Source organism: Microcoleus sp. S13_B4, assembly GCF_036700885.1.
Classification (GTDB): domain Bacteria; phylum Cyanobacteriota; class Cyanobacteriia; order Cyanobacteriales; family Microcoleaceae; genus Microcoleus.
In genome coordinates this window covers 54,058-78,259 of record NZ_JAUBPU010000021.1, presented here as the reverse complement: position 1 = coordinate 78,259, position 24,202 = coordinate 54,058, and the positions used below count along the sequence as shown (strand labels likewise).

The following is a 24,202-nucleotide window of genomic DNA, read 5'->3' as shown; positions in this document are numbered from 1 at the left end:
TATGGTACTCATTCGCGACCTCGCCCAACAAGCTCTGACCCAAGGTTATCTAACTATTGAAGCGGAAAATCAACTACGGCGGATGTTAACTAACACTCAGTATGACTTAGAAGACTTAAATGCTTTTATGACTTTGCAACTAGCAGCTATGTCCGGAGGAGTGAAACAAGAGTCTCGCGAGCTGAAACAATTTGAAACCTTGGGCGAGACCCCCTAGGAAATTTCCTATTAGTAATTAGTTGGCTTTTGATACATTAAAAATTAGTAAGGAACATTTCTATTATGCGGATTCGTGAAGTTGTCAAACAAGCTATGGTGGCTGGATTTCTGAGTTGGGAAGCGGAAAATGAAATGCAGAAAACTTTTTCCTCAGCGAAGTGTGATTTGGAAGATCTGAATGCTTTTATGAGCTTGCAGTTAGCTGCAATGGCGGGTCGCGTCCGAAAAGAGTCTTTGGAATCGATCAATTTGCCCAACTTTTCGGGAGAAAGTTAATCCGCTTTATTCCGTCTTCGGGCTGGATATATCTTAACTCCTGTGCCAGAAAACAGAATTATATGATAATTGAATTCTCTCCTAAAGTTTCTACTCTTTAGAGCTAAAGTTGGGGTAGATTTAAAACCAGGTGTGTTAATTTACATTAACTCATCTTAAAAAAATTATTTAAGTTTGTAGTGAGGATTGAAGTCCTAAAAGACAATGCTTGGATGACTGCCAACAATTTTATGAAAATTGATTAACTACACTTGCTGTGAAACAGCTAAGGTTATGTAATTTAGCTCTACCGCTATCAAATTTGTTGGTAATGAGGACTTTATTCCTCATAAAAGTCCCTCGGACTGAAGGCTCACTAAAAACATTATAACGGTTATTTTACCATACCTTATCAGAAAACTGGGTTTAAAACCCCGTCACTTCGGCTACGCTCAGTGCATCGCCTTATAGGACGGCTTTAATTGTAAACCTTTGTTGCCAAGCTTAGTTTTTCCTATATGCATTGGTAACAAGTTAAGCTAAGAAAGCATTTGTCAATCAGCAATTATGCTCAACATTTACTCGGATTTTGGACATAAAACTGAGATTTGGGCGATCGAGGAATCATGCCGAGGGTGATATTTATACTTACTCCTTCTCAAATCGTGAATTTTCCACTCCTAAAAAAGCAGTTTTTTTGAGTAATATTACTGATTAAAAGGTGATAATTATACCTAATCCCTCTCAAATCGTGAATTTTCCACTCCTAAAAAAGCAGTTTTTTTGAGTAATATTACTGATTGAAAAATGCAATTAAGTCTTAACTTGTCACGAATGCCTATATGAGGAGTATGAGCTCGCTAGAACCAGGGTTTATACAAACTTGACAAGTCCTGCCCATTTATATTGCTCTTGTAAAGATTAGCTTTAGGTACTTGCATAGTTTTGGTACCACTGTTACAGTAAAAATGTGGAATGAAAAAAGGTTCCAAACAAATTTATCTCAAGTCACTCGGCAAACAACAAAGGGAGTTTCGATAAATGAAAACTACATTATTAAAAGCACTGTGTCTCGCATTCATCTCTCTACCAGTCGCATTACAACAAGTTAAAGCTGATACCGTAACTGTAAACTTGAGTGATGTAACTAATACGAACACTTCAAATTATCCTACAGTTAAAATTACCCTATCAGATACTGGACTTGCGGCTGGCACAGTCAATGTTACAGTTGAAGTAGTACCAGGCAAAACAGGTGGTACTGGTGACTTACGCGGCGTTTACTTTAACCTACCTAGTGGCGTAACTAATGCTTCCATCACTGGAATTAGCGGTGGCCCGATAACTCACCAAACTACCAGCGGCAGTTTTGGTTCTTTTAGTCCTAGTGCAGACTTACAAGGAACGAAGGCTAACTTTACTGCTGGTGTTGAAATTGGTAGTCAAGGTATCAGCAAGGGTGATGATTATCAAAAAAGTGTGTTTAAAATTAGTGGTACAGGCCTAACCTTAGCTAAGTTTGCTTCAACGCAATTCGGAACCAGAATGATGAGCGTTAGCGATTCCTTAAATGGCAACCGAGGCCTTAGCAGTAAGACTCTTGGCAATGCAGGTACCGTCATAGCATCGTCACCAGCACCAGCGCCAGCACCAGCCCCAGCGCCAGCGCCAGCCCCAGCACCAGCCCCAGCACCAGCGCCAGCGCCAGCGCCAGCACCAGCGCCAGCACCAGCACCAGCGCCAGCACCAGCACCAGCACCAGCACCAGCACCATCACCAGCCCCAGCGCCAGCGCCAGCGCCAGCCCCAGCACCAGCCCCAGCGCCAATATCACTAACACCATCACCATCACCAGCGCCAGCGCCAGCACCAGCGCCAGCGCCAGCACCAGCCCCAGCGCCAGCGCCAATATCACTAACACCATCACCAGCACCAGCACCAGCGCCAGCGCCTGCACCAGCGCCATCACTATCACCCGCAACTGAGCCTGAACCAGTAGCAGTTCCAGAACCAATCACAATGGTAGGTATGGGCTTAGGTTTAGGCGCACTGGTCGCACGTCGCCGGCATCAAAACAAAAAGAACTAACTGACACTTAGACTAAAATCCCGCCTTAGCTTTAAGCTGGGGCGGGATACTTCATTTTTGGGATTAACTTTTTATAGCAGAAGTCTGAAGTCTGAAACTATTTAAGGATAATTATATTATTTCTGAGTACAGGGGAATTATATATTTTGTGGTGCGGGCCGGAAAGATAGTAGGGTGCGTCAGTAAATAAGCGTTTGCTATGTATAGTCAGTGTTCTAGGTGACGCACCTGACCTAGAGCGTTAATGGTTTAAATGCGTAACAGCTTAGCTAATATTAGGTAACTTGGCTCGACCGCAATCAAATTTGTTGGTAATGAGGACTTTATTCCTCATAAAAGTCCCTCGGACTGAAGGCTCACTAAAAATATTATAACGGTTATTTTACCATACATTATACTAATTCTAAAAAATCATGCAACAGTAGCTGTAGGGTGCATACAGTCTTTCACGAAACAAACCAAAAACTTATAACTGTTCCAAGATTTGGGATAATTGGTATTATTATATAATCACTGAGACTATTTCCGACGAGCCCGAGGCTCTAACTTTTTAATTACTCTCAGAACAAACAGTGACATTAAAGCGCCAATTAATGCCAGTTGCCACAACCCGCATCCTGCCGCAGTTCCTAAAGCTGCTGATACCCAAATAGCGGCGGCAGAGGTAAGCCCGTGAACTTCAGGTTTGGCTCTTTCCTGCTGAGATTCCCGCAGGATTTCTCCACCTCCCAAAAACCCAATCCCGGCAGCAATGCCTTGAATTACGCGCGCTACAGCATCTCCTCCGTTTTCATTTTTACCCATTGCCAGCGGCATTAAAACAAACAGTGCAGAACCCATACTAACTAGCATATGAGTTCTCAATCCCGCTGGTTTGTGCCGGAGTTGGCGCTCCCATCCAATAATGCCGCCAACAAACATGGCTAGGCACAACCTTAATAGTATGCCTAGCCAATTATCGGGAGCCCACAAGTTAGCGATCGACAATGTTTTACTGCAAATAATTAATCGGAAGATTCCAATATTAGCGGAGTACGATGTCCGATCGCAATCTCACTGCCAAATCTTGTTCCGGGCGAATCACGATCACGTCAACGCTGCGTCGCCCTAACAATACTCCAGCTAAAGCGCCGATTCCAGCGCCTCCTAATACTTCTTCAGTCGCGATCGCTTTGTCGCCGGTAATGCCTGCTAGTGCTGCTGCTGCTGCTGCACCCAATGCTGCACCTTGCCCTACTGAACCTGCGCCAGCACCTTTTTGGACTCTTTCGGTTCGGGTAATAATCCCAGAATTCCCGTCAATCCGATAGCGTTGGCGGCGGCTGACAATTAACTCTCTGGCAACAAATTGAGTACCCATTTGATTGCCCCTTCTGACAGGTCGTAGTTCCCCGACAATCTGGCTGCCGGCAGGGATTAATACTCTTCCTTGATCTGTGCGGATGTCTCGCGCCACTGTTAAAGTTAAGGGTGCAGTTTCTTCCCGGGTGACAACTATTTTGTCTTTTTCATAGCTAACTGGAATGACACTGCCCGACGGAATTCGGATGCTATCAAATTGTGAAATTCGTTGTTGGGCTTCTGCGGGAGTAGCTACCACTAGCGGCGCGCTAGTTCCAACTGTAATGCCCAGTGCGAGGATTGCTGCTGTTGCTGAACGCCATTTTTGAGAAGTAATCATATAAATTGTCTCCTTGCTGCTGTTTTTGTTTACTTAGGAACGCACTACTGCTAAATTTGTTTCTCGTTTCGTATTCATCTGATGTTTTGATTATGGCAGCCTGTAATTCTACAAGTTGGGAAGATAAGGTAGATAATCCAGAAGTTGAAAATGTGGAAAAATCGAGAAAATCGGCAAGATAGGGGCGATCGGGAAGATAAGGAAGATAGTCAAAAGTCAGCAGTCAACAGTCAACAGTCAACAATTAATTGTTGAGAGCGTTTAAAGCTAACAATCCAGCACCGAAAGCTGGTTCGTATCGGGGCGAAATTACCTGAGCTTTTGGGGCGATCGCACTTATGGCCGCTTCAAACCGACCCCGAAAATTTGCCTCCCCGCCCCACACACCCCCTACGATCACAATTTCAAATTCTTCTGTTTGGTTAAATAGCGCTGAAATGGCTATTTTTGTTGAATAGGTTAATTCTGCCACAGCATTATTGATAATGCCGTCAGCGACGCGATCGCCCTCTGCTGCTGCTTGATCGACAATCGGCGCTAAAGTTGCAATTTCTTTGACTCCCCAACCGCGCCCGTAAACGACTTCTACCAATTCTTCTAGGTTATTGAGGCCTAAATGCTCTTGAATTTTTTCCGCAAGCACAGTAAAATCTTCGCGTCCGTCATAGAACTTCAATGCAGCTTGCAAACCCTGAAGGGCGATGTTATATCCGCTGCCTTCATCGCCCAAAATATATCCCCAACCGCCGACTCGTTTAGTTTTCCCTTGACGGTTTTGCCCGAAAACAATCGAACCGGTTCCTGAAATAACGGCAATACCCACTGGATGACCTGTACCGCCAGCAAGTGCGATCGCGCAGTCGCTGCAAATTACTATATTCCTGGGCAGGAATGAGCGGGTTACTGGTAAAGTATTCGTCAACTGCAAGTTCTGCACTACAAATTGCACTATTTCACGATCTTTGGGACGCCCGACGCCTGCTAGTCCCAGACCAATTGCTTCTATGTTGAGATTGCCTACAGCCTCGACCTGAGCGGACAGAACTGCTCGTTCGATCGCCAATTGGATGGATTGTTTTGCTGTCTCAATTCCCAGGGTTTGATAATTAGACGGCCCTGCTTCACCCCGTCCTAAAACAAAGTGGTTGTCATCCATTAAAAGGCAGATAGTTTTAGTGCCGCCGCCATCGATGCCGAATACGTAGCTCATGAATAATTTAGAGAATAATAGAGCAACCCAGATTAACAGATATCTCTCTATTCTACGCTTTGTACAATCCGATTAAATCGACAGAGCAATGCTAATAATAATTAAACCTAATAAAGCTAACCAAACGAGATGGCGCTGACACCAATTTTTGAGTGATTGCGGCCAGCCGCCGCTGATGTAACGGCTCGTCTGTGGCACAAGTGGCTCAGCTCGATCGTGATAAAGCGTGCATTCTTTGGCAAAGGGACGCTGCGGGTAGTTGCAAGTGTCGTCTTCGTGATAAATACAGGTAGCACACAGAAATTCTTCGGGTTTTGATCGATAAAGAGGGATACCCGGATGACCGAAAGCTTTGAGGGAGATTTTGCAGTGTGGACAGGCGAGGGCTTGGGCGTCTACAGGTTGGTGACAGCGGGGGCAATCAGGCATAGACAGCAGGGTGATGGGGTAATGTGGTGGGTAGGCTCATTAGCGGGTTTTCCGAACGCCGATTAGCGCGATCGACTCCCCATCAGGCGGCTGAATGCTCCAAAATAGAAAGGTAGATGTGCGCTGATGTAACTTTAAGTTTACAGATGGTTTCGCAGCGACAGCAGGCGACCTGAGCCGATCGGGAATGAACAGGCAAACAACTGGAAAAATCTATGGATAACAATAGCAACTTACTCAAACAACTGGTAATGCTGGGCATTGGTACTACCTCTCTGGTAGCCGAGAAATTGCAGGAAGCTAGCGAGCAATGGGTCAAAGATGGCAAAATCAATCCCGAGCAAGCCAAAACCTTTGTCGATGACGTGACGGAACACCTCAAGTCTGAACAGGGCAATTGGGATACGCAGTTGCAGCGGCAATTGCGGAATATTCTCCAAGATATGGGAGTCCCCCGACAGTCCGAAATGGATGAGTTGCGGGGAAGGCTCGATCGTCTCGAACGTCAGATGCGGGATTTAGAAAACCGTAACTGGCGCTGAGTTCGATCGGGTCGCGCGGTTCGCTACTATCTTGTGATAAGATTGTCACCCGAAGGCAGAAGGCTCAAAAAGGCACTTATGTAGAAGCCACTTATGTATAATTACAAACATTTTGACTTCATACTTTTGCCTTTAAAATTATCTGGAACCTGCCATTTTTTGGTGGAAAAATTCAGATAAAATTGGTAGTTTTTTTTGTACTAGATGTCTTGGATATCTGAGATATCGCGGTTAAAAGTATTAGGAGGATTAATTTTGCGAGGAGTTCTAGTCAGCTTGGGGGTAATGCTGGTTTGCTTTGTGTTTTTGATAGTCGCTCAAATGGGCGGTTCTGGGTCCCAAGCAGTTGCCGCCGAATTGAACAATCTTTTACCCGAGACTGCTATTGAGAATTTGTCAGCGCCGTCTTTGAAAGAAGATAGCTTGCTAGTAGCTGATGCTACTTTACCGGAGGTACCAGCTACTATCGCTGGCAATAACATGACTGATAATACTGAGAAAACTGTCACCACAGATTCAGGTCTGAAATATGTTGAATTGAAAGAGGGTAATGGGGCGACTCCAAAAACCGGGCAGACGGTTGTCGTGCACTACACTGGAACTTTGGAGGATGGCACGAAGTTTGACAGTTCTCGCGATCGCAATTCTCCTTTTCAGTTCAAAATTGGCGTGGGTCAAGTAATTAAGGGTTGGGATGAAGGTGTCGGTACAATGAAAGTTGGAGACCGCCGCAAGTTGATTATTCCCCCTGAACTAGGTTACGGCGCTCGCGGTGCGGGCGGGGTGATTCCTCCTAATGCTACGCTGATTTTTGATGTGGAATTGTTGAAAATCGCTGGCTAGGTAGCTCAACCTAATTAAACGTAAAAGTTTTATGGTCTTTAGAAACCCGGTTTTTTTTAAGAAACCGGGTTTTTGTGTATGCTCTGGTTGATTTACGATCGCTTCGGAGATGCCAGATTGCGGAAGCAGGTAAATTGGGCGTCAAATAATAGTTTGATGATTCCTGTGGGACCGTTTCTGTGTTTGGTAATAATTACTTCTGCAATTCCGCGATCGGGCGAATCAGGATTGTAATATTCATCGCGGTAGAGCATAATTACTAAATCTGCGTCTTGCTCGATACTATTATGAACTATGATGTCATTAGCGACAAAATTATGCAGTGCAGGCACGGTTAAATCGTAAACCTCAGCTTCGCCATTAACTTCTATTGAGGCGATTTCATCCCAGTAAATATCGCTCTTAGATAAGATGGCAAGTTCATCAGATTTAACAATTGTAGCTAATCTGAATGCTCGTTCCCGACCGAGATTGTGTTTGTAAAGGGTTGTACCACAATATAAGTTGCCAAGCTGTGCTTGCATCTGGCGTGTAGTTAAACCAAATTGCTGCATAGCAGGAACAGCATACATTTTCCACACATCACGGGGTATGACATCTCTATTAGTATTGCTAGAACGAATTTCAATGTATTCTGCAATTTCTGTCAGAGCTTGCTGTTTGTAGTTACCTACTGCACCAATCAACTGAATAAACTTATCTAAATCAGGTCTTCCAGTAACCCAAACTTGATGTTGATCTCGCCCTTTCCCTAGCTGGGGGCTTAAAAATAAGCGGGCATTGATACCAAGTCTGAGTAACAGTGACTGAACATCTCTTGCCAATTTTTCACTACTGGAAGCATAGTAAACACTAGGGTAATGACATTTACCCCTACCTGTTTTTATGCAACCATCAGTACACCAAAGATGGCGTAAAAATAAAGCTATTGCTTCTTGAGGCTGCTCAAATATTTGATTAGGGACAAATTTCTGGTACGAACGCAGACCAAAAACACCTAAAGCATCTAGCCATTCAGTTACAGGATTCCTCACATTATGTGTGAGATGATAGGCAGCAGGAAGATAAACTTGATACCAATCACGTTCTTTACAAATACGAGGTATGATTCGCTCTCCAAAGACTTCTATTGCAAGATTTGCAACTGTATTCGCTAAATCTTCCTCTCGAGTAGTGTATTGAATAACGTGTCGAGGTAGAGTACATCCGTCTCCAATCATGTGTCCTAGCAAGGCTATTTCGGCATTGTCCATCGATTGGATGAAGGAACTTGATACGTATCTAGGTAGGGCAATGCGATCGCCTATTTTTAACTCGTCCAATCGTCGCCAGCCGTGAATGGTTAAGAACTTATGATTGCCCGTGGCTCTAATTGCTCGTCCCAAACGAGTTTGCAGTCGTAGTAGAGGCTTAACACCTGTAGCAAACGCATTGCTAACAACGGCTTTTTCTAACTGCATGGTGGCTTCATTGAGCGCCCAAACTGTGAAGCCCGATTTTCCTACTAATTCACGAATGGGTACGCGCACACCAGTATCTGCTAGCATTACCAAACTATCACCTGTTAAGCAGCCGCTTTCGCGTAAATCAGACATCATGGGCCGCTTGTTTGTCCTCGCTTCCACACCCCGACTCAACTGAGATAAGGCAATAATCGGCACGTTGAGTTCGCGGGCTAAACCTTTAAGACTTCGGGTAATTCGAGATAGTTCTTGCACGCGGTTGTCGCTGCTACCTTCCATTAATTGCAGGTAATCTAGCAAGACTAATCCTAGGGTTCCGCCTTGTTCTGCTTGGAGGCGGCGGACTTTCGATCGTATTTCTGTGACGGTAATATTGGGAGTATCGTCAATAAATAGTGGTAGTTCTGATAAATTGCCAATGGCTGTACTGATTGGTTCCCATTCGTTTTGACTGATTCTACCCGATCGCAACCGGTTACTTTCTATTTTGGCTTCGCTGGACAGGATACGCTGCACTAGCTGTTCTTTCGACATTTCTAAGCTGAAAACGGCAACGGGCAATTTTTGCTGTCCAGCGGCGATGTGGTGGGCGATGTTGGTACAAAAGGCCGTCTTCCCCATCGCCGGCCTAGCCGCAACGATGATTAAATCCGATCGCTGAAAGCCTCCTGTCATAGCATCTAAGTCATAGAAACCGCAGGGAATACCGGGAAGTGTGAGGCCTTCATTGCGATTTTCTAGGTCTTGAAATGTTTGGTTTAATGTTTCGCCGATCGACACTAAATCCTGTTGGGGACGTTCTTGAGTTATGCTGAAAATTTCTTGTTCGGCGCGGTCTAAGACTGTTTCTAGTGGTGTTGCCGTCTCGTAACCTAATTGTACTATGTTGTTGCCAGCTTCGATTAATTTGCGGCGCTGATATTTGTCTTCAACTAAAACTGCATATTGGTCGATGTTGACTGCGGAAACTGTGCGATCGACTAATTGTGCTAATTTAGTTAGTCCTCCTACTTGCTCTAACTGGTTGCGGTCGGTTAGCGCAGTTGTTACCGTCATTAAATCGGTAGGTTGACCCTGTAAAAATAGCCCTAATGCCGATCGATAAATGACTTGATGAGCGGTGATGGCAAAAAACTCCGGCCGCAGAAGTTCGGCAATTCGGGAAATAGCTTCGGGGTCAATTAAAATCCCGCCCAAAATTGCTTCTTCTGCCTCTATATTTGTCGGCATCAAATCGCTCATTCGTCAATAGTTCTCAGTCATTGGTCATTGGTCATTAGTTATTAGTCATTAGTTTAGAACTTACGCACCAACTCTATCTGTAGGGTGCTTATGAGCGCACCTTATTCCTACCTATAGCGCATTAAACTATTTTTTGCGTAAATCCTATAGTTATTAGTTGCCAGTGATTAGTCTTCAGTTTTAAATCTGCCAGTTAGCAGTCCTCCGTCCTTAGTTAGCGTTACTCACTTCCTCGTTAGCGGTACTCAGTGCTTAGTTGTTAGCTAATTACTAATGACTAACAACTAATGACTGATCACTGATGACTGATGACTCTTAATTACATCGGAACAACTTGAATATCAACTTCGGCGGTAACTTCGGCGTGTAGTTTGATTTCAGCTTTGTATGTACCAGTTTGGCGAATTTCGGGTAGGGTTATGCCGCGCCGATCGACTTCTTGACTGGTAGAGTTGAAAATCAGTTCTGCTACTTCTTGGTTGGTAACTGTACCAAAAATCGCGTCTGCTTCGCCAACTTGCTTGGAGATGATGAAAGGCCCAGCCGATTGGAGGGCGGTTTTGCGGACTTCAGCTTGCTGCTTGAGCTCTAGCTGGCGTACTCTTTCTTCTTCACGGCGGCGCTCTGCTTGCTTGAGAATGCCCGGAGTGGCTCTAAATCCCATTCCTTGGGGTACTAGGTAGTTGCGGGCGTAGCCGGGGGCTACTTCTACTACGTCGCCAGCTTTGCCGAGTTTGCTGACATCTTTATTTAAAACTAATTGGACGCGCTTGGCCATGATCGTTGGTTGTGGGGTTTTAACTGCAACTTTTTATAATAGCGAAGTTTGAGGGGCGATCGCAAGGGAGAAGGAAGTTCGGCAACGGATTATGTAACGGATGTAACGGATGGATGTTGAGATTCCAGGTTCGAGGGAAAAAACAGGGATAATATTTTTAACGGGCAAATTCAGTTTGAAATTACGCCAAACGCGGATGGTGTAATGAGCCAAATCCACTAAATTGCCATGTCTTACAGAGCACTCAGGCTTTATTTTCAAGGCGCTGGACGATCGATCGCGCTACAGTAGCAACTAACAGGGTCGGATCGATCGGCTTGGCTAAGTGTTTGTCAAATCCGGCTTGCAAAACTTGGCGCTCGTTCGCTTCTCCAGCATAGGCCGTTAAGGCGATCGCCAACAACTGCCGATACTCAGGCGCAAGCTGAGTGCGGATGCGATTTATCAACATATATCCGTCCATCTGCGGCATTCCGATGTCGCTGATGAGCAAATCTGGTGCAGTTTGTTCGATAGACTCTAGCGCCTCAGCAGCAGATGACAAGGAAATCACCTCTGCACCCGCTTCCTCAAGCACGAAAGCGACAAAATCTCGCGAGTCGAGTTCATCATCTACCACCACAATTCTCAATCCAGCTAGCGGGAAGGATGAGAGATCGGGACTAGCAGCCCCATGAGGTTCTTCCTCCTCCTGCCTTCTAGAATCATCATTTAATAGCGGTAATCTCACCGTAAACGTCGCTCCTTGACCTTCTCCGGCGCTTTCTGCAAACACCGTTCCCCCGTGAAGTTCGATCAGTTGGCGGACGATCGCCAATCCCAATCCCAAGCCGCCAAATTTGCGAGTTGTAGCGCCGTCTTCTTGTCGGAAATGGTCGAAAACATAAGGCAAGAAATCGGGAAGAATACCTTTACCCGTGTCCGTGACTTGAATTTGAGCTTTGCCTTCGATTTGCGCTAATCGAACTTCAACTCGGCCGCCTTCGGGCGTGAATTTCACCGCGTTTGATAACAAATTCCACACAACTTGCTGCAAGCGACTTGTATCGCCGACAACTTGCCCGACATCGGGATTTAAGATTATTTGGATTTGAATTTTTTTAGCTTCGGCTGCTAATTGCACGGTTTCCACGGCAGACGGAATAATGGTTGCCAGATTCACCGGACCAACATTCAATGTAAGTTTCCCTTGCAGAATCCGAGACACATCAAGCAAGTCTTCGATTAATTGAGATTGTAGTCTGGCGTTACGCTCGATCGTCTCAAAGGCCTTGGCGGTTTTAGCTGCACTCAACTTGCCGCCGACGAGCAGTTGCGACCAGCCTAAAATCGGATTCAGGGGCGATCGCAACTCGTGAGAAAGCACCGCCAGAAACTCGTCTTTAATGCGGTTAGCTCGCTCGGCTTCCGCGCGGGCAGTTTGTTCTAATTGCAGAACCATATCGCGCTCGGTTTCCACTTGTTTGCGGTCTGTAATGTCGATAACAGAGCCGATATAACCCTCAAATTGTCCGCTTTCGGAAAATCTGGGAGCAGCCGCATCGATCGCCCAAGAGTATCCGCCATCCTTGCGCCCGACGCGAAATTCTACGCGGTAAGGTTCCTGGCGTTCGTTGGCGGTCAAAAATGCTTGTTTGACCTGTTCTCGGTCTTCTGGATGTGCCGCGTTTACCCAACCGAATCCCAAACCAGTTTCCTCCGTTTGACCCGTGAATTCATACCAGCTTTCACTCAGGAAAGTGCAATAGCCTGTGGAGTCTGTTACCCATACCATAAAAGGAGCGTTGTTAGCCATATTGCGGAATCGTTCTTCGCTTTCTTGCAGCGCTGCTTCTGCTTGTTTGCGTTCTGTGATATCCCGACAGACAATCACTCCGCCTTTGATTTCGCTGCTAGCATCAACTACTGGATAACCGCTGATACTGATCCAGCGACCTTGGGAATCTTCGCGGCGGACAAATACCTCTACATCATTGACATATTCACCTTTGATTGCTTTGGCTAGAGGTAGTTCAGCGTCGGGAAAGAGGGTTTTTTTGTCAGTCATAAATAGCCCGTAGGTGCTCGACCATTCCTCATGAGATTTTTCATTCGATAGCAGACCGAATATCCCCACGGCGGCTCGGTTAAACAATACCAACTCCCCTTGTTGGTTGGCCAAAATCAAACCATCCCCTATGCTGTCAATAATTACTTGCAATAACTTAGTTTGTTCTTGCATGGCGACTTCTGCTTGTTTGCGATTTGTGATGTCGCTGGAGATGCCAATCAAGCCGATGACTTCTCCCGCCGGATTGCGGTAGGGAGCTTTCATTACCAGAAATGTCCGAATGCCATCGTGAGATTCTTCGAGGACTTCTGTTTGACCAGATTCCATAATGCGCCGATCGTTTTCCGTGACTCTGGCTGCAAGTTCTACTACTGGGTATAAATCGATATCGCGACCACCAATTACTTCAGAAGCAGGTCTGCCCATTATTTCCAGCGTAGCTGGATTTGCATAAATAATCTGTCCTTCTCGATTTTTGACAAAAATTGGCGTGGGTGCTGACTCGTTAATTACGTTCAAAATCGCATTTTTTTGCCGCAGTTCTTCTTCAGTGCGTTTGCGATCGCTAATATCGCTCCAATAAACCGTAAGTCCTTCGGCCGCTGGATAGGCGCTCACTTCTATATACATTTGGAGTGAAGGCGAAAACTCTTCAAACTTGGCAGAAACTTGCTCGTTAACCACTCGATGAAATTCTTGATATAGCATCGAATTCGATTCTCCCTCGGCGGGGAATAGCTCCCAAATCGATCGACCTAGCAAGTCGTTTCTCGATCGAGAAAGCAGTTTTTCTGCTGTGGCATTAACGTAGGTATAGCGCCATTGTGCATCGATCGCCATAAAGGCATCGGTAATACTTTCTATAATATTGCTGACTTGCTGGGAGGCCGCGCCCGCGGCGAGTTCAGCGTTTTTGCGCTCGGTGATGATTTCGCAAAAAATCATGATGCCGCCAATCTCATTGGCGTTGGTTCGCCAAGGATGAATTTCCCAGCGCACCCAGTCGATTAAGCCATCAGGGCGGAGAAACTGATCTTCTTGGCAGATTTCGACTGATCCCGCCAGACAGCGCTGGTGGATTTGTTTCAAACGATCGGGCAAATTGGGAAATATGTCGTAGTGCGATCGGCCCACAATGTTTTTAGCACCGATCCCATAACTTGATAGCCAGCGGTCGCTCACCAGCATATACCGCATCTGGCGGTCAAACATCGCCACCCCCGCAGGCGAATGTTTGACGAACAGCCGCAGTTGTTCTTCCTGTTGCCGCAGGAGATTCTCTGACTGTTTGCGATCGCTGATGTCTTTGAAAAGTATGGCGACTTTGCGGCTGTGCGGCTCAGGAGTGCGGAACGCCGAAACATCAAACCAGCGGTTCATGGGTTCCGAGCGGTGCTCAAAGCGCAAGGGTTCCCCCGTGAGCGCGACTTTGCCGTACACCTCAAACCAATAATTTTCGTGATCTGGAACGAGCTGTCGCATCGTTTTACCCGCAGCTTGTTCGAGTCCGGTTTGTTTCACAAAGGCAGGATTGACTTCCAAAAAGCGGTAATCGATCGGCTTTTCGTTTTCGTCAAACAGCATTTCGATGACGCAAAAACCTTCGTCTAGGGACTCAAACAAAGTGCGATAGCGTTCCTCGGAACGGTGCAAAGCAGCAAGAGCTTGTTTGCGATCGCTAATATCCATAAAGGCCGCCACACAGCCACGAACTGCGCCCTGCTCGTCAAATAACGGCACCGCATTCACCAACCAATCAAAGGCCGCCCCGTCCGATCGCACCATTTGAATTTCCACATCTCGCACTTCGACGCCGGAAGCTGCAGCTAGTTGCATTGGCAGTAGTTCTCCCGGAATTTCCTCTCCGTTGCGGAATCGTCTAAACGGAAGGGCTGCGGCTTGCTCTCCGGTTCCAGAAACATTGGTATCGGGCGGCACTATCAACATCGACTGGGCAAATCGGTTAGCGCGAATTACTTTACACTCTGGATCGTCAGCGATCGTAATGCCAACGGGTACAGCATCAAGTATCGATTGCAGTTCATTAAGTCGTCGCTCTAGTTCTTGGTTGAGCCGTTGAATTTCTTTTTGGGTAGCTTTGCGATCGGTAATTTCATGCACCGTCACATTCACGCCCAGCACGCGATCGTCCTCGGCCCTCAGTGGATAGAGACTCAACAGCCAATCCTGTTCTAGTCCCGGCTGTGCTGAGTTCGTCCTGCGAACTTCGAGCTGTTGGAGTGGAACTTTAGTTTCAATAACTTCTCGGTAAAGCGGCTCTAAATCATCTGCCATTTCGGGCAAGATTTCGCGCAATGTTTTACCGATGTGGGCGGCGGCTGGAACTCGGTTAATTTCTGCTAGCCGATCGTTGAGGCGGACAAACCGCAACTCAGTATCAAGGAAGCAAAGTCCGATCGGCGCACTAGCATAAATCGCCTCGATTTCTGCTAGTTGTTGCTGCACCGTTTGCGCTTGTTTAATAAAAGCAGCCTTCGCCGCCTTCTGCTCGGTGACATCTTGAAAATAAACGGCAAGTCCCGATGCGATCGGATAGGCTCGTACCGCATACCAAGCATTGAGCGGTGGATAAAAAGATTCAAAACTAACCGTAACTTGGAAGGTGGCGGCGTGGCGATATTCTTGCTCGAACAAACTGCCCACAGCTTCGGGAAACTCTTCCCAAATAGTGTTGCCAATCACCTCTTGCGGGAGTCGATTCAGCCACCGCGCCGCTTGCAAATTGAGGTAGGTAAATCGCCAGTCTCGATCCAAAGCAAAGAACCCGTCCGAAATACTTTCGAGGGTGTCTGACAGTTGTTGCGCGGGCGCGTGAGTGACTGGTTCGGGCTTTTGTTGAGCGAGTTCCGTGAAGGTTGTTACTACCGCATAGGGAGTTGATCGATCTCCCTGAAATAAAGGTTGAGAATTGAGCATCAACCAAATCAATTTTCCCTGTGGCTGATAAAAGCCCATGATGACATTTGAGCATGGTTGCCCGGTTTGCAGCGCCACCATCGCCGGATGAGTCTCGCCGGGAAAATCCGAGCCATCTTCACGCACAGTCTGCCGCAGACTGTTGATTGAAGTGCAGCCCTGCATCTGTTGTGCTGTCATCCCCAACAGCTCCTGGGCGTGAGAATTGCACCCCTGAATGCTACCATCTGCTAATTGCAGAAGCATCCCTACATCTGTTGGCGAAGGCGCGCCTGGGTAGAGCGGTTTGTTAGAATCCGTTGAAACAGAGGGGTCGATTTTCGGTTGGAGTTCAGTATTGCGTGGATTTTGCATCGGTTTCTAACAACGCTCGTTTTACTTTTGACCAAGCCAATCGCGCTCATCAATAATAGGGAAATAACCAGAGGAACTTTTGATTTAATCAGGGTGACAATTCAAACCTAAGAGGGATGTGGATCGTCCTGCTGAAATATCTAGAGCTAAACCATTTATTTTAGAGTAGAATCCCACGTCTTAACCAGTTGCGAGATTCAGCACAGGCTACGGGCAATTTTCGGGCTGTTTCAAATCCGAGCAAGTATGGAACAACCACGATACTGAAGATATGTCAACTAAAGTGATCCGCTTTCTATCAATACCGAAACAGTGGGAAGCTCAGCTTCAATGAATTATGGCTCGATATTGTGATATTTATTGTTGGTACTGGTCAATCGATTTTAGATTAAAGAATTGAAGCATTGACCCCACGGATAAATTCCGGGGGCAAGTTTCATCGGATACAGGTTTTTTATATCTGGACGGATGAATCCGGAGGCTTGTATCCTGGATGCTTGCGGTCAAAACCGATCTTTCATGCCGCGCAATCGAGCGAAGGTTTGCACTGGATCGCGGGTGTTGGCGGCTGATTGGAGGTTGGGACAATCCCAGCGCAAAAATGGGTTTGTGCTTTTTTCGATGCCGATCGATGATGGTATTGTAGGTTGCGATCGACTGCGCGCTTCCTTGACTTCGCCCCAGCGCTGTTGCAGATCGGGATTGTCGCCATCCACACTCAAGGCAAATTGCAGGTTTTTCAGCGTGTATTCGTGGGCGCACCAAACTCTTGTATTGTCGGGCAAGTTTCGCAGTTGTCCCAGAGAGGCTAACATTTGGGCGGGAGTGCCTTCAAATAGTCTGCCGCAGCCTCCGGCAAATAAGGTGTCGCCGCAGAACAATTCGCCGGTTTCGCTGGGATTGCTGGGGGGGAAATAGTAGGCGATGTGAGCTTTTGTGTGGCCGGGTACGAAGAAGATTTCCGCGCTTCTGTTGGCGAAAGAAACGCGATCGCCCGCTTGTAAAAACACTTGCTGTCCGGGTATTCTGCCTCGGTCTTCTGCGCCGCCGTAAACTTTAATTTGCGGAAAGCGATCGATCAGTTGCTGGTTGCCGCCTACGTGGTCGCTGTGGTGGTGCGTGTTGAAAATTGCTGTTAATTCGGCTCCGAGCGAGATCAGTTGCTGCAAGACCGGCTCTGCTTGCGCTGGATCGACGACGGCTGCTGTGTGGCGATCGGGATCGTGCAGCAAGAAAATGTAATTGTCCGACAGTACGGGAAGCCGATAAACCTGCATAGAAAACTGCCTCTCTAGGAAAAATATTATATAATTAAATTAATCTGAACGCTATCCAAAGGCTCAAGGCAGACTTCTTAAATCCGCACATCTACCTTTGGAAGTAAAACTCTGATACCTTATTTCTGCTGTTGAGCAAATTTAGTTACAGTGTGGTACGTACGATTTTTGATTTTGGGTAAAAAACAGCAATCCCGTTTAACTATTGTGACATAAAAGCGATCGAATAAATGCGAACATCTCACAACAAATCGAACTTAACAATTTCTCAAATGGTCGATCGGATTGTAGGGTCTGGCAAAATCTCTCGCCGGGAACATTTAGTTTTGACTTCTGCTATCCTCTCAGATGATAAGATTTCAGAAGAGGATCGACATCAAATCAATCGGATATTTGATTATCTGCAAATTGGTCGCCTCAAGTTTATCGACTGAACAGAAGACTTGCTCCGTCAGCATCTATCTGGAGTGTAACAAGCGTTTTTTTAGGAGTGCGATCGTCCCGTCGGGTACACCAAAGCCTATATATTTCGCTTGAATCCTCCGGCTCACGCCGAGTGTGAAAGGGTCAGATGTGCAAGTCTCAAATTAACAAGGCTCTTGGCAATCCCAGCTACAAAAACAGGCAGAAGAAAATGAGTGCAGAAAAACAAACTATTTTGGTGACGGGTGGAGCTGGATATATTGGCTCTCACGCAGTATTAGCGCTGAAAAACGCCGGTTACGGTGTGGTGATTTTGGATAATTTAGTTTACGGTCACAGAGATATAGTAGATCGGGCTTTGCAGGTCGAGTTGGTAGTTGGCGATACGAGCGATCGCACTCTTCTCGACAACCTGTTCGCTAAGCACAAAATTGCTGCGGTAATGCACTTTTCTGCATACGCTTACGTGGGCGAATCTGTTACCGACCCAGCTAAATATTACCGCAACAATGTCATCGGCACTATTACGCTTTTGGAAGCAATGATTGGTGCTGGGGTGAATAAATTGGTGTTTTCTTCTACTTGCGCGACTTACGGCGTACCGCAGAAAATCCCGCTCACAGAAGACCACCCGCAAAATCCGATCAATCCCTACGGTGCTACTAAGTTAATGGTAGAACGGATTTTGTCTGATTTTGACGCTGCCTACGATTTCAAGTCTGTTTGTTTTCGCTATTTTAACGCGGCTGGGGCCGATCCGAACGGGTTGGTAGGAGAAGATCACAATCCCGAAACTCACTTGATTCCGCTGGTGTTGTTCGCTGCTTTGGGGAAACGAGATTCGATCGCGATTTTTGGCACGGATTACGATACTCCTGACGGTACTTGCATTCGGGATTACATTCACGTTAACGATTTGGCTTCGGCTCACATTTTGGGATTAGAATATTTGCTCAATGGTGGCAAATCTGATTTCTTTAATTTGGGCAACGGCGGCGGGTTTTCGGTGAAAGAGGTGATAGAAACGGCTCGCCAAGTGACGGGAAAAGAGATTAAGGCTGTTGAGTGCGATCGGCGTCCGGGCGACCCTCCTGCTTTAGTTGGTAGCAGCAAAAAGGCGATCGAAACCTTGGGTTGGTCTCCTGAATATCCAGACATCAAGGATATTATCTCCCATGCTTGGCAGTGGCATCAAAAGCGTCACAGTTAGCATAAACTCAAATAAAACAAGTGCAAAAATTGACTCGAAAGTAATGTTAAACAGTCAGAAATATTTTTGTTTTTGCACCTTAGCTTTTGGGAAAAAGTATCGCGAATTAGCCAAACAACTAGCAGCAGACTTAGAAACTCATTCTCTAGGGACGATGCTAGTTGTTTGTACTGACTACCCAAATGACTTTCAGAATTTGACGAATGTTTTCGCCTTTAAAAAAAGTCGCGAAGGTGTAGATTATTGTTATAATGATAAACGATTTGCACTAAAAAAAGCCTTAGAATTCTGCCGAGTGACAATCTTTGTGGATGCAGATACAAGAATCATAGGAAAAGTACCCGAGAGAGAATGGATGTCAGGAATTACTTGTAAAGGGTTTATTCCCATTCTAGAACATCCACCAAATCAATCATTGCCGGGGAGAAAAGAGGCAATTCATAAATTAGCAAAAAAGCTAGAAATACCCTTAAAAAAGGTAAGTTTTGTTCAAAAAAATTTGTTCGTAATTGCGAGAGACAATGGGAAAGAAATTCAGTTTATTCAAGAATGGGGAAAGATTGGAAGATTTTTTGAAGTGCAAAAAGTCAAAACAAAAGACGGTAATCCCATTGGGTTAGCAACTGCTAAAGTTGGGTGGAATATTAGTAATGACGGGTGGCAGGAACTCGCTCAAATTATGGAGCATTCTTTTGCTCATTGGGACTGGCAAAAAAATCAAGTAAGAACCTTTTGGGATAAAGTTGGGGATAAATTGCAGTTTGAGCATTGGCAATACCTCTATCGGTTATTAAAAACACAGTTAATTGCCTTATTAAATTTCGATTTTTACTATCGTTAGAGGAAAGATATGGATAGAGGATTTATCACCATTTTAATTGGATTGTACTCATTTCAAGACTGCATACATTTTCTAGCTTCAGTCAGGAAGTTTCACCGCGAACCAATTATTATTTTAATAGATAGAGTCCCGCGATTTTTATATCCCTTACTTTTGGTGTTCGGAAATGTGAGATTGCAGGCCGCACCGAAACATGAAAATCCTGTTTTAGCATCGCGACAAGCTAAGCTGACTTTGTATCAAGAATCTCCTTTTGAGAAAACTATTTATCTGGACTGCGATATTTGTTTGCTATCGCCAATATATGAAGTTTTTGACTATGTTGATGAAGTAGATTTGCTGGTAACAGAAGACGTGCAGCCTGCCATTGCTAAAGCAGCAAATTTATTAAGAGTCAAGCAGGATATTCTGTCAACTTTGCAGTCGGTCGGGTTGCCGCTAAATGAAAATAGCATTCAATACAATAGCGGATTTATCGCTTTTACGAAAAGCAGTAAAACTCAGGAATTGTTCACAAACTTTAAGAAATATTTCGAGATGGTAGTTGCATATCAAAATGTGCTACAGTTAAAAGACCAGGGAGCTTTTGCGGCGGCTGTTGAATCGGTGAAACCGAAAATGACAACTTTGTCCCCGGTTTACAACTACTTGGATAAGTGGAAAGATGTTTATGCGATCGACCAACCCATTAAAGTAATACACTGCACTTATCCTTACCGCCCTCAGTACGCGAAGAACGTGACGCGATCGCTCTTTACTAGAATAGTCGATCGCACGGCTAAAATATTTTTACCAAATCAACTTAACAATCCCTGGCGTTTAAAATAATTAAACTTTGTTGAAAAACTGCATCAAAAACAACAAAATTCAGCCAACTATTTAAAAAAATTAGCCTCAACATATCCGAAAATTTATTTAGAATAAGTATTGCTGGCTTGAATAATAGTCCTGGATGCCTCACTGGTTTTTTTTACCAAAATACTTAGTTGCGGCCATTTTTAGTGGTTAAAAACCCGGTTTTTTGGGTCTGGAGCGTGTCAGTCCCCACCGCCTTGACAAAAGCTCGGTTAAGCAGGAAAATCAAACAAATGTTTTAAACAAAATACTCAGTGAAAGTTTCATTAGTAGTAAGCGATTTGTCAGGAGGAGGGGCAATTCGTGCTTTTCTCTTAGCTCAAGTCTTAATAGAGCTTAAATGTGATGTAGAAGTTGTTGGATTTCAGTTTGGCAAGGAATTGTATGCTAATCCTCCCAGAGACATCCCGGTACGTGCAATACCGGGTAAAAATTATCCGGGGTTTTTAATGGATGCTCAAAAACTTTGGAAAAAAATAGATGGGGATATTATTTATGCAATCAAACCTAAACCTACAAGCTTTGGGTTATCACTGCTAAAAAAACTGGCGACTCGCCACTTTATAATTTTAGATATAGACGACTGGGAACTGAGCTGGTACGGCGGAGATGAATGGAAATACCGTCCATCTTTTAAACAACTTTATCGAGATATTTTTAAACACAATGGTCAATTGAGAGAACCAGATAATCCGCTCTATCTCAAGTGGATGGAAAGTTTCATTCACCGTGCGGATGCAGTCACCGTTGATACAGAGTTTTTAAAGCAGCGTTTTGGTGGTATATATTTGCCTAATGGCAAGGATACTGCAATGTTCGACCCTGCGAAATACAATCCTGAATTGAGCAGACAGTGTTACGGCTTGTCCGGGTATAGAGTTCTGATGTTTCCGGGGGCACCGCGACCTCATAAAGGCGTGGAGGATGTTTTGATGGCCCTCGAACAGTTAAATGAACCCGATTTAAAATTAGTTATCGTCGGCGGAAGTCCTTATGATGATTATGATGATAAACTTGTGAAACGCTGGGGACGTTGGATTGTTAAACTGCCAAGGTTTCCCGTCGAGACGATGCCGTCGGTTGTAGCGGCGGCTCATGTTGTCGTTGTTCCTCAGCGAGAAACTCTCACAGCCGTGGCTCAGTTTCCACTCAAGCTGACAGATGGCATGGCAATGGCTAAGCCTGTTTTGTCTACGCGAGTGGGGGATATTCCAGCCATTTTAGGGGGAACGGGTTATTTAGTCGATCCGAGTTCTCCCGCTCAAATTTCACAAAAAATTCAATGGATATTTCAAAATTTGACAGCGGCTAATTTACAAGGAATGAAAGGTCGGGAAATATGTGTTAAAAAATATAGTATTCAAGCAATGAAACCGATACTTTCAGATATAATCGCAGGTATGTAAATGTTATTTTAAAACAACTCGCGGGAGGAAGAAAAACTGGCTGTTATTAAAGAATATTTTGAGATGCCGTACTGTTTAGCTGGGAATGCTTCATGTCTGCCAATAAGCTACTCCTAAAATTTGCCAGACGATATCCCGGCAGGATTCTATTAACTGTGATGCTGGGCTTTTCTGGCGCTTTATTCAACGGTATCAGCACTACTCTGATTGTACCAGTGCTTTTAAGTTTTGTAGAGGAAGCTATCGAGTTGCGTGGTGCTCCACCTCTAATTAAAACTTTGATGTATCCCTTTGAGGGAATGCCCGGAAATCAGCGTTTAATGTTGATGACCGGGGCGATTGTTTTAGCAATTTTTTTAAAAAATGTTGCCAGTTATATCAATACTTTAGTAGCTACTTCTCTGACGCGATCTCTGACTTTTGATTTGCGAGAAGCAGGTTTGCGGTTGTTGTTAGAAGTAGATCTAGATTTTTACTCTAAAACTAAAGTGGGGGATTTGATTAATAGATTGGGCGGAGAGATTGGTCGGACTGCGAGTGCAGTTGGTACGGCGATCGCAATGTTTACTACCTCCATCACTGTTTTGGTGTTTGTGAGTCTGCTGCTTTCTCTTTCGTGGAAACTGACGGTGACAGCTACAGTTTTGCTGTCGTTAGTTGCTTGGACAAATCAATATATTATTAACCGTTCCAAGCATTTTGGCTACCTGCTTTCTGAAATGTCGAAAGATTATTCGGTGAGGGTGCTGGAAACGATTACTGGGATTCGGCTTGTCAAGTCAACGGGGAACGAGGAAAGGGAGTATGAGCGGATCAAGCATTTAATTCAAAGGCGAGAAGAAGCGGATTTTCAGGCTCAGGTAAATTATGCGGCGATCGCCCCAATTAACGAAGTTGTTAATTTAATAGTTATAATTTTGATTGTATTTATAGGTCGCACAATATTTGCAAATCAGATAGAGTCTATTTCTACAATTTTATTAACCTATTTATTGGTACTTTTTCGGCTGATTCCTTTAATTTCTCAGTTGAATAGCGGGCGCAGTCAATTTGCAAATACGTCTGCTAGTGTAGAAGTGGTTAATGATTTTTTGAGGTGCGAGGACAAGCCATTTATGCTGAACGGTTCTGTGCCTTACACTCATTTGCAATCGGGAATTCATTTTAATAAAATATCTTTTAGTTATCCTAACCACAAAAATTTAGTTTTACAAGGAATTGATTTATTTCTACCTCACGGCACTACTTTGGCTTTGGTAGGAACTTCGGGTTCTGGCAAGTCAACTTTGGCAGATTTACTGCCGAGATTTTACGATCCTACTGAAGGTCATATCTCGATCGATGGCAGGGATTTGCGCGAATTTGATCTGAAAAGTCTCAGACAAGCGATGGGTATTGTTAGCCAAGATACGTTTTTATTTAATGCTTCAGTGCGCGAAAATATTGCTTATGCTAGACCCCAAGCGACTGAGGAAGAAATTGTGGAAGCGGCGAAGGGAGCGAATGCTTACGAGTTTATCCAACTATTGCCGGATGGGTTGGAGACTCAAATTGGCGATCGGGGCGTGATCTTATCGGGAGGGCAGCGTCAGAGAATTTCAATTGCTAGAGCCCTGCTGCAAAACCCGGAAATCTTAATTTTAGATGAGGCAACGAGTTCGCTGGATACGGTTTCGGAAAGGTACGTGCAAGCGGCGATCGAGAAATTGAGTTGCGATCGCACAACCTTAGTCATCGCCCACCGCCTCTCCACAGTCCAAAAAGCCAACAAAATCGCCGTGATCGATCGCGGACAAGTAGTAGAAATGGGTTCCCACGAAGAATTGCTAGCAAAAGGAGGTTACTACACTCGCTTGTATTCAGTGCAATTTGCCGAAGAAACCGCTCGCGATGAAGCTCTAATTAGAGGTTCTTACGAAATTCGCACTCGCCTGACTCCCATGATAGCTTACCTCAAAATGCTAGTAGATGAAATGGTAGACTCTCCCGAAGAAAGAGACGAGTTAATCCGAGAATCATTTCATTCTGCGGCTAATATTTTCACTACTTTAGAATTTATAGAAAACACTATTAAGCGTCAGGCTGTTAAAAAGTAATCA

General features: G+C 45.1%; 20 protein-coding genes. 11 read left to right on the top strand and 9 right to left on the bottom strand.

Annotated features, from left to right (window positions below; genetic code table 11):
* The first annotated feature begins 1 nt into the window (after position 1).
* Together QT994_RS14075 and QT994_RS14070 are read left to right on the top strand one after the other, a co-directional pair.
* Positions 2 to 217 (top strand): hypothetical protein, encoded by a 216-nt coding sequence (locus QT994_RS14075; RefSeq protein WP_333175483.1) that lies wholly within the window; start codon positions 2 to 4, stop codon positions 215 to 217.
* Positions 218 to 282: 65 nt separating this feature from the next.
* Complete coding sequence (locus QT994_RS14070; protein WP_333175480.1) at positions 283 to 495, top strand: hypothetical protein; 213 nt, start codon at positions 283 to 285, stop codon at positions 493 to 495.
* Positions 496 to 2,092: 1,597 nt separating this feature from the next.
* Here QT994_RS14070 and QT994_RS14065 read toward each other — a convergent pair.
* Entirely contained in the window at positions 2,093 to 2,488 is a 396-nt protein-coding gene (locus tag QT994_RS14065; protein ID WP_333175478.1) for a hypothetical protein, read from the bottom strand.
* 5 nt (positions 2,489 to 2,493) lie between these two features.
* Here QT994_RS14065 and QT994_RS27850 point away from each other — a divergent pair, with 5 nt between their 5' ends.
* Entirely contained in the window at positions 2,494 to 2,562 is a 69-nt protein-coding gene (locus tag QT994_RS27850; protein ID WP_445243909.1) for a hypothetical protein, read from the top strand.
* Between the two features lie 519 nt (positions 2,563 to 3,081).
* Here the strand turns inward: QT994_RS27850 and QT994_RS14060 are convergent.
* The 4 genes from QT994_RS14060 to QT994_RS14045 all read right to left on the bottom strand — a co-directional run bounded on the left by QT994_RS14060 (position 3,082) and on the right by QT994_RS14045 (position 5,882).
* Complete coding sequence (locus QT994_RS14060; protein ID WP_333175476.1) at positions 3,082 to 3,483, bottom strand: MgtC/SapB family protein; 402 nt, start codon at positions 3,481 to 3,483, stop codon at positions 3,082 to 3,084.
* Between the two features lie 103 nt (positions 3,484 to 3,586).
* Positions 3,587 to 4,243, bottom strand: a complete 657-nt coding sequence (locus tag QT994_RS14055) for a hypothetical protein (RefSeq protein WP_333047912.1) — start codon at positions 4,241 to 4,243, stop codon at positions 3,587 to 3,589.
* Between the two features lie 244 nt (positions 4,244 to 4,487).
* Positions 4,488 to 5,453, bottom strand: a complete 966-nt coding sequence (locus tag QT994_RS14050; RefSeq protein WP_333175472.1) for a BadF/BadG/BcrA/BcrD ATPase family protein — start codon at positions 5,451 to 5,453, stop codon at positions 4,488 to 4,490.
* A gap of 72 nt (positions 5,454 to 5,525) precedes the next feature.
* Entirely contained in the window at positions 5,526 to 5,882 is a 357-nt protein-coding gene (locus tag QT994_RS14045; protein ID WP_333047914.1) for a zinc ribbon domain-containing protein, read from the bottom strand.
* Positions 5,883 to 6,097: 215 nt separating this feature from the next.
* Between QT994_RS14045 and QT994_RS14040 the strand changes: the two genes are divergently transcribed.
* Complete coding sequence (locus QT994_RS14040) at positions 6,098 to 6,424, top strand: phasin family protein (protein WP_333047915.1); 327 nt, start codon at positions 6,098 to 6,100, stop codon at positions 6,422 to 6,424.
* Between the two features lie 255 nt (positions 6,425 to 6,679).
* A complete protein-coding gene (locus tag QT994_RS14035) occupies positions 6,680 to 7,267 on the top strand; it encodes an FKBP-type peptidyl-prolyl cis-trans isomerase (RefSeq protein WP_333175499.1) in 588 nt (195 codons plus the stop codon).
* A 92-nt stretch (positions 7,268 to 7,359) separates the two neighbouring features.
* On the opposite strand, the gene QT994_RS14030 is transcribed toward QT994_RS14035, so the two are convergent.
* From QT994_RS14030 to gloB, 4 genes are all read right to left on the bottom strand, one after another.
* Positions 7,360 to 9,972: a replicative DNA helicase gene (locus QT994_RS14030; protein WP_333175469.1), complete on the bottom strand. Its 2,613-nt coding sequence runs from the start codon at positions 9,970 to 9,972 to the stop codon at positions 7,360 to 7,362.
* 319 nt (positions 9,973 to 10,291) lie between these two features.
* Entirely contained in the window at positions 10,292 to 10,750 is a 459-nt protein-coding gene (rplI, locus tag QT994_RS14025) for a 50S ribosomal protein L9 (protein WP_333128403.1), read from the bottom strand.
* A 244-nt stretch (positions 10,751 to 10,994) separates the two neighbouring features.
* Positions 10,995 to 16,091: a PAS domain-containing protein gene (locus QT994_RS14020; RefSeq protein WP_333175467.1), complete on the bottom strand. Its 5,097-nt coding sequence runs from the start codon at positions 16,089 to 16,091 to the stop codon at positions 10,995 to 10,997.
* 503 nt (positions 16,092 to 16,594) lie between these two features.
* Entirely contained in the window at positions 16,595 to 17,368 is a 774-nt protein-coding gene (gene gloB, locus QT994_RS14015) for a hydroxyacylglutathione hydrolase (protein WP_333175465.1), read from the bottom strand.
* 230 nt (positions 17,369 to 17,598) lie between these two features.
* Here gloB and QT994_RS14010 point away from each other — a divergent pair, with 230 nt between their 5' ends.
* The 6 genes from QT994_RS14010 (at position 17,599) to QT994_RS13985 (ending at position 24,199) form a co-directional block, all read left to right on the top strand.
* Positions 17,599 to 17,802: a hypothetical protein gene (locus tag QT994_RS14010; protein ID WP_333175463.1), complete on the top strand. Its 204-nt coding sequence runs from the start codon at positions 17,599 to 17,601 to the stop codon at positions 17,800 to 17,802.
* 200 nt (positions 17,803 to 18,002) lie between these two features.
* A complete protein-coding gene (gene galE, locus QT994_RS14005; protein WP_333047921.1) occupies positions 18,003 to 19,001 on the top strand; it encodes a UDP-glucose 4-epimerase GalE in 999 nt (332 codons plus the stop codon).
* Positions 18,967 to 19,842 (top strand): hypothetical protein, encoded by an 876-nt coding sequence (locus QT994_RS14000; RefSeq protein WP_333175461.1) that lies wholly within the window; start codon positions 18,967 to 18,969, stop codon positions 19,840 to 19,842. The genes galE and QT994_RS14000 overlap by 35 nt, the downstream gene beginning before the upstream one ends.
* A 9-nt stretch (positions 19,843 to 19,851) precedes the next feature.
* Entirely contained in the window at positions 19,852 to 20,670 is an 819-nt protein-coding gene (locus QT994_RS13995) for a hypothetical protein (protein WP_333175459.1), read from the top strand.
* Positions 20,671 to 20,951: 281 nt separating this feature from the next.
* The gene (locus QT994_RS13990; RefSeq protein WP_333175456.1) at positions 20,952 to 22,103 is read left to right on the top strand and encodes a glycosyltransferase family 4 protein; all 1,152 of its coding nucleotides are present in this window, start codon (positions 20,952 to 20,954) and stop codon (positions 22,101 to 22,103) included.
* A gap of 92 nt (positions 22,104 to 22,195) precedes the next feature.
* Positions 22,196 to 24,199: an ABC transporter ATP-binding protein gene (locus QT994_RS13985; protein ID WP_333047925.1), complete on the top strand. Its 2,004-nt coding sequence runs from the start codon at positions 22,196 to 22,198 to the stop codon at positions 24,197 to 24,199.
* Positions 24,200 to 24,202: the final 3 nt, after the last annotated feature.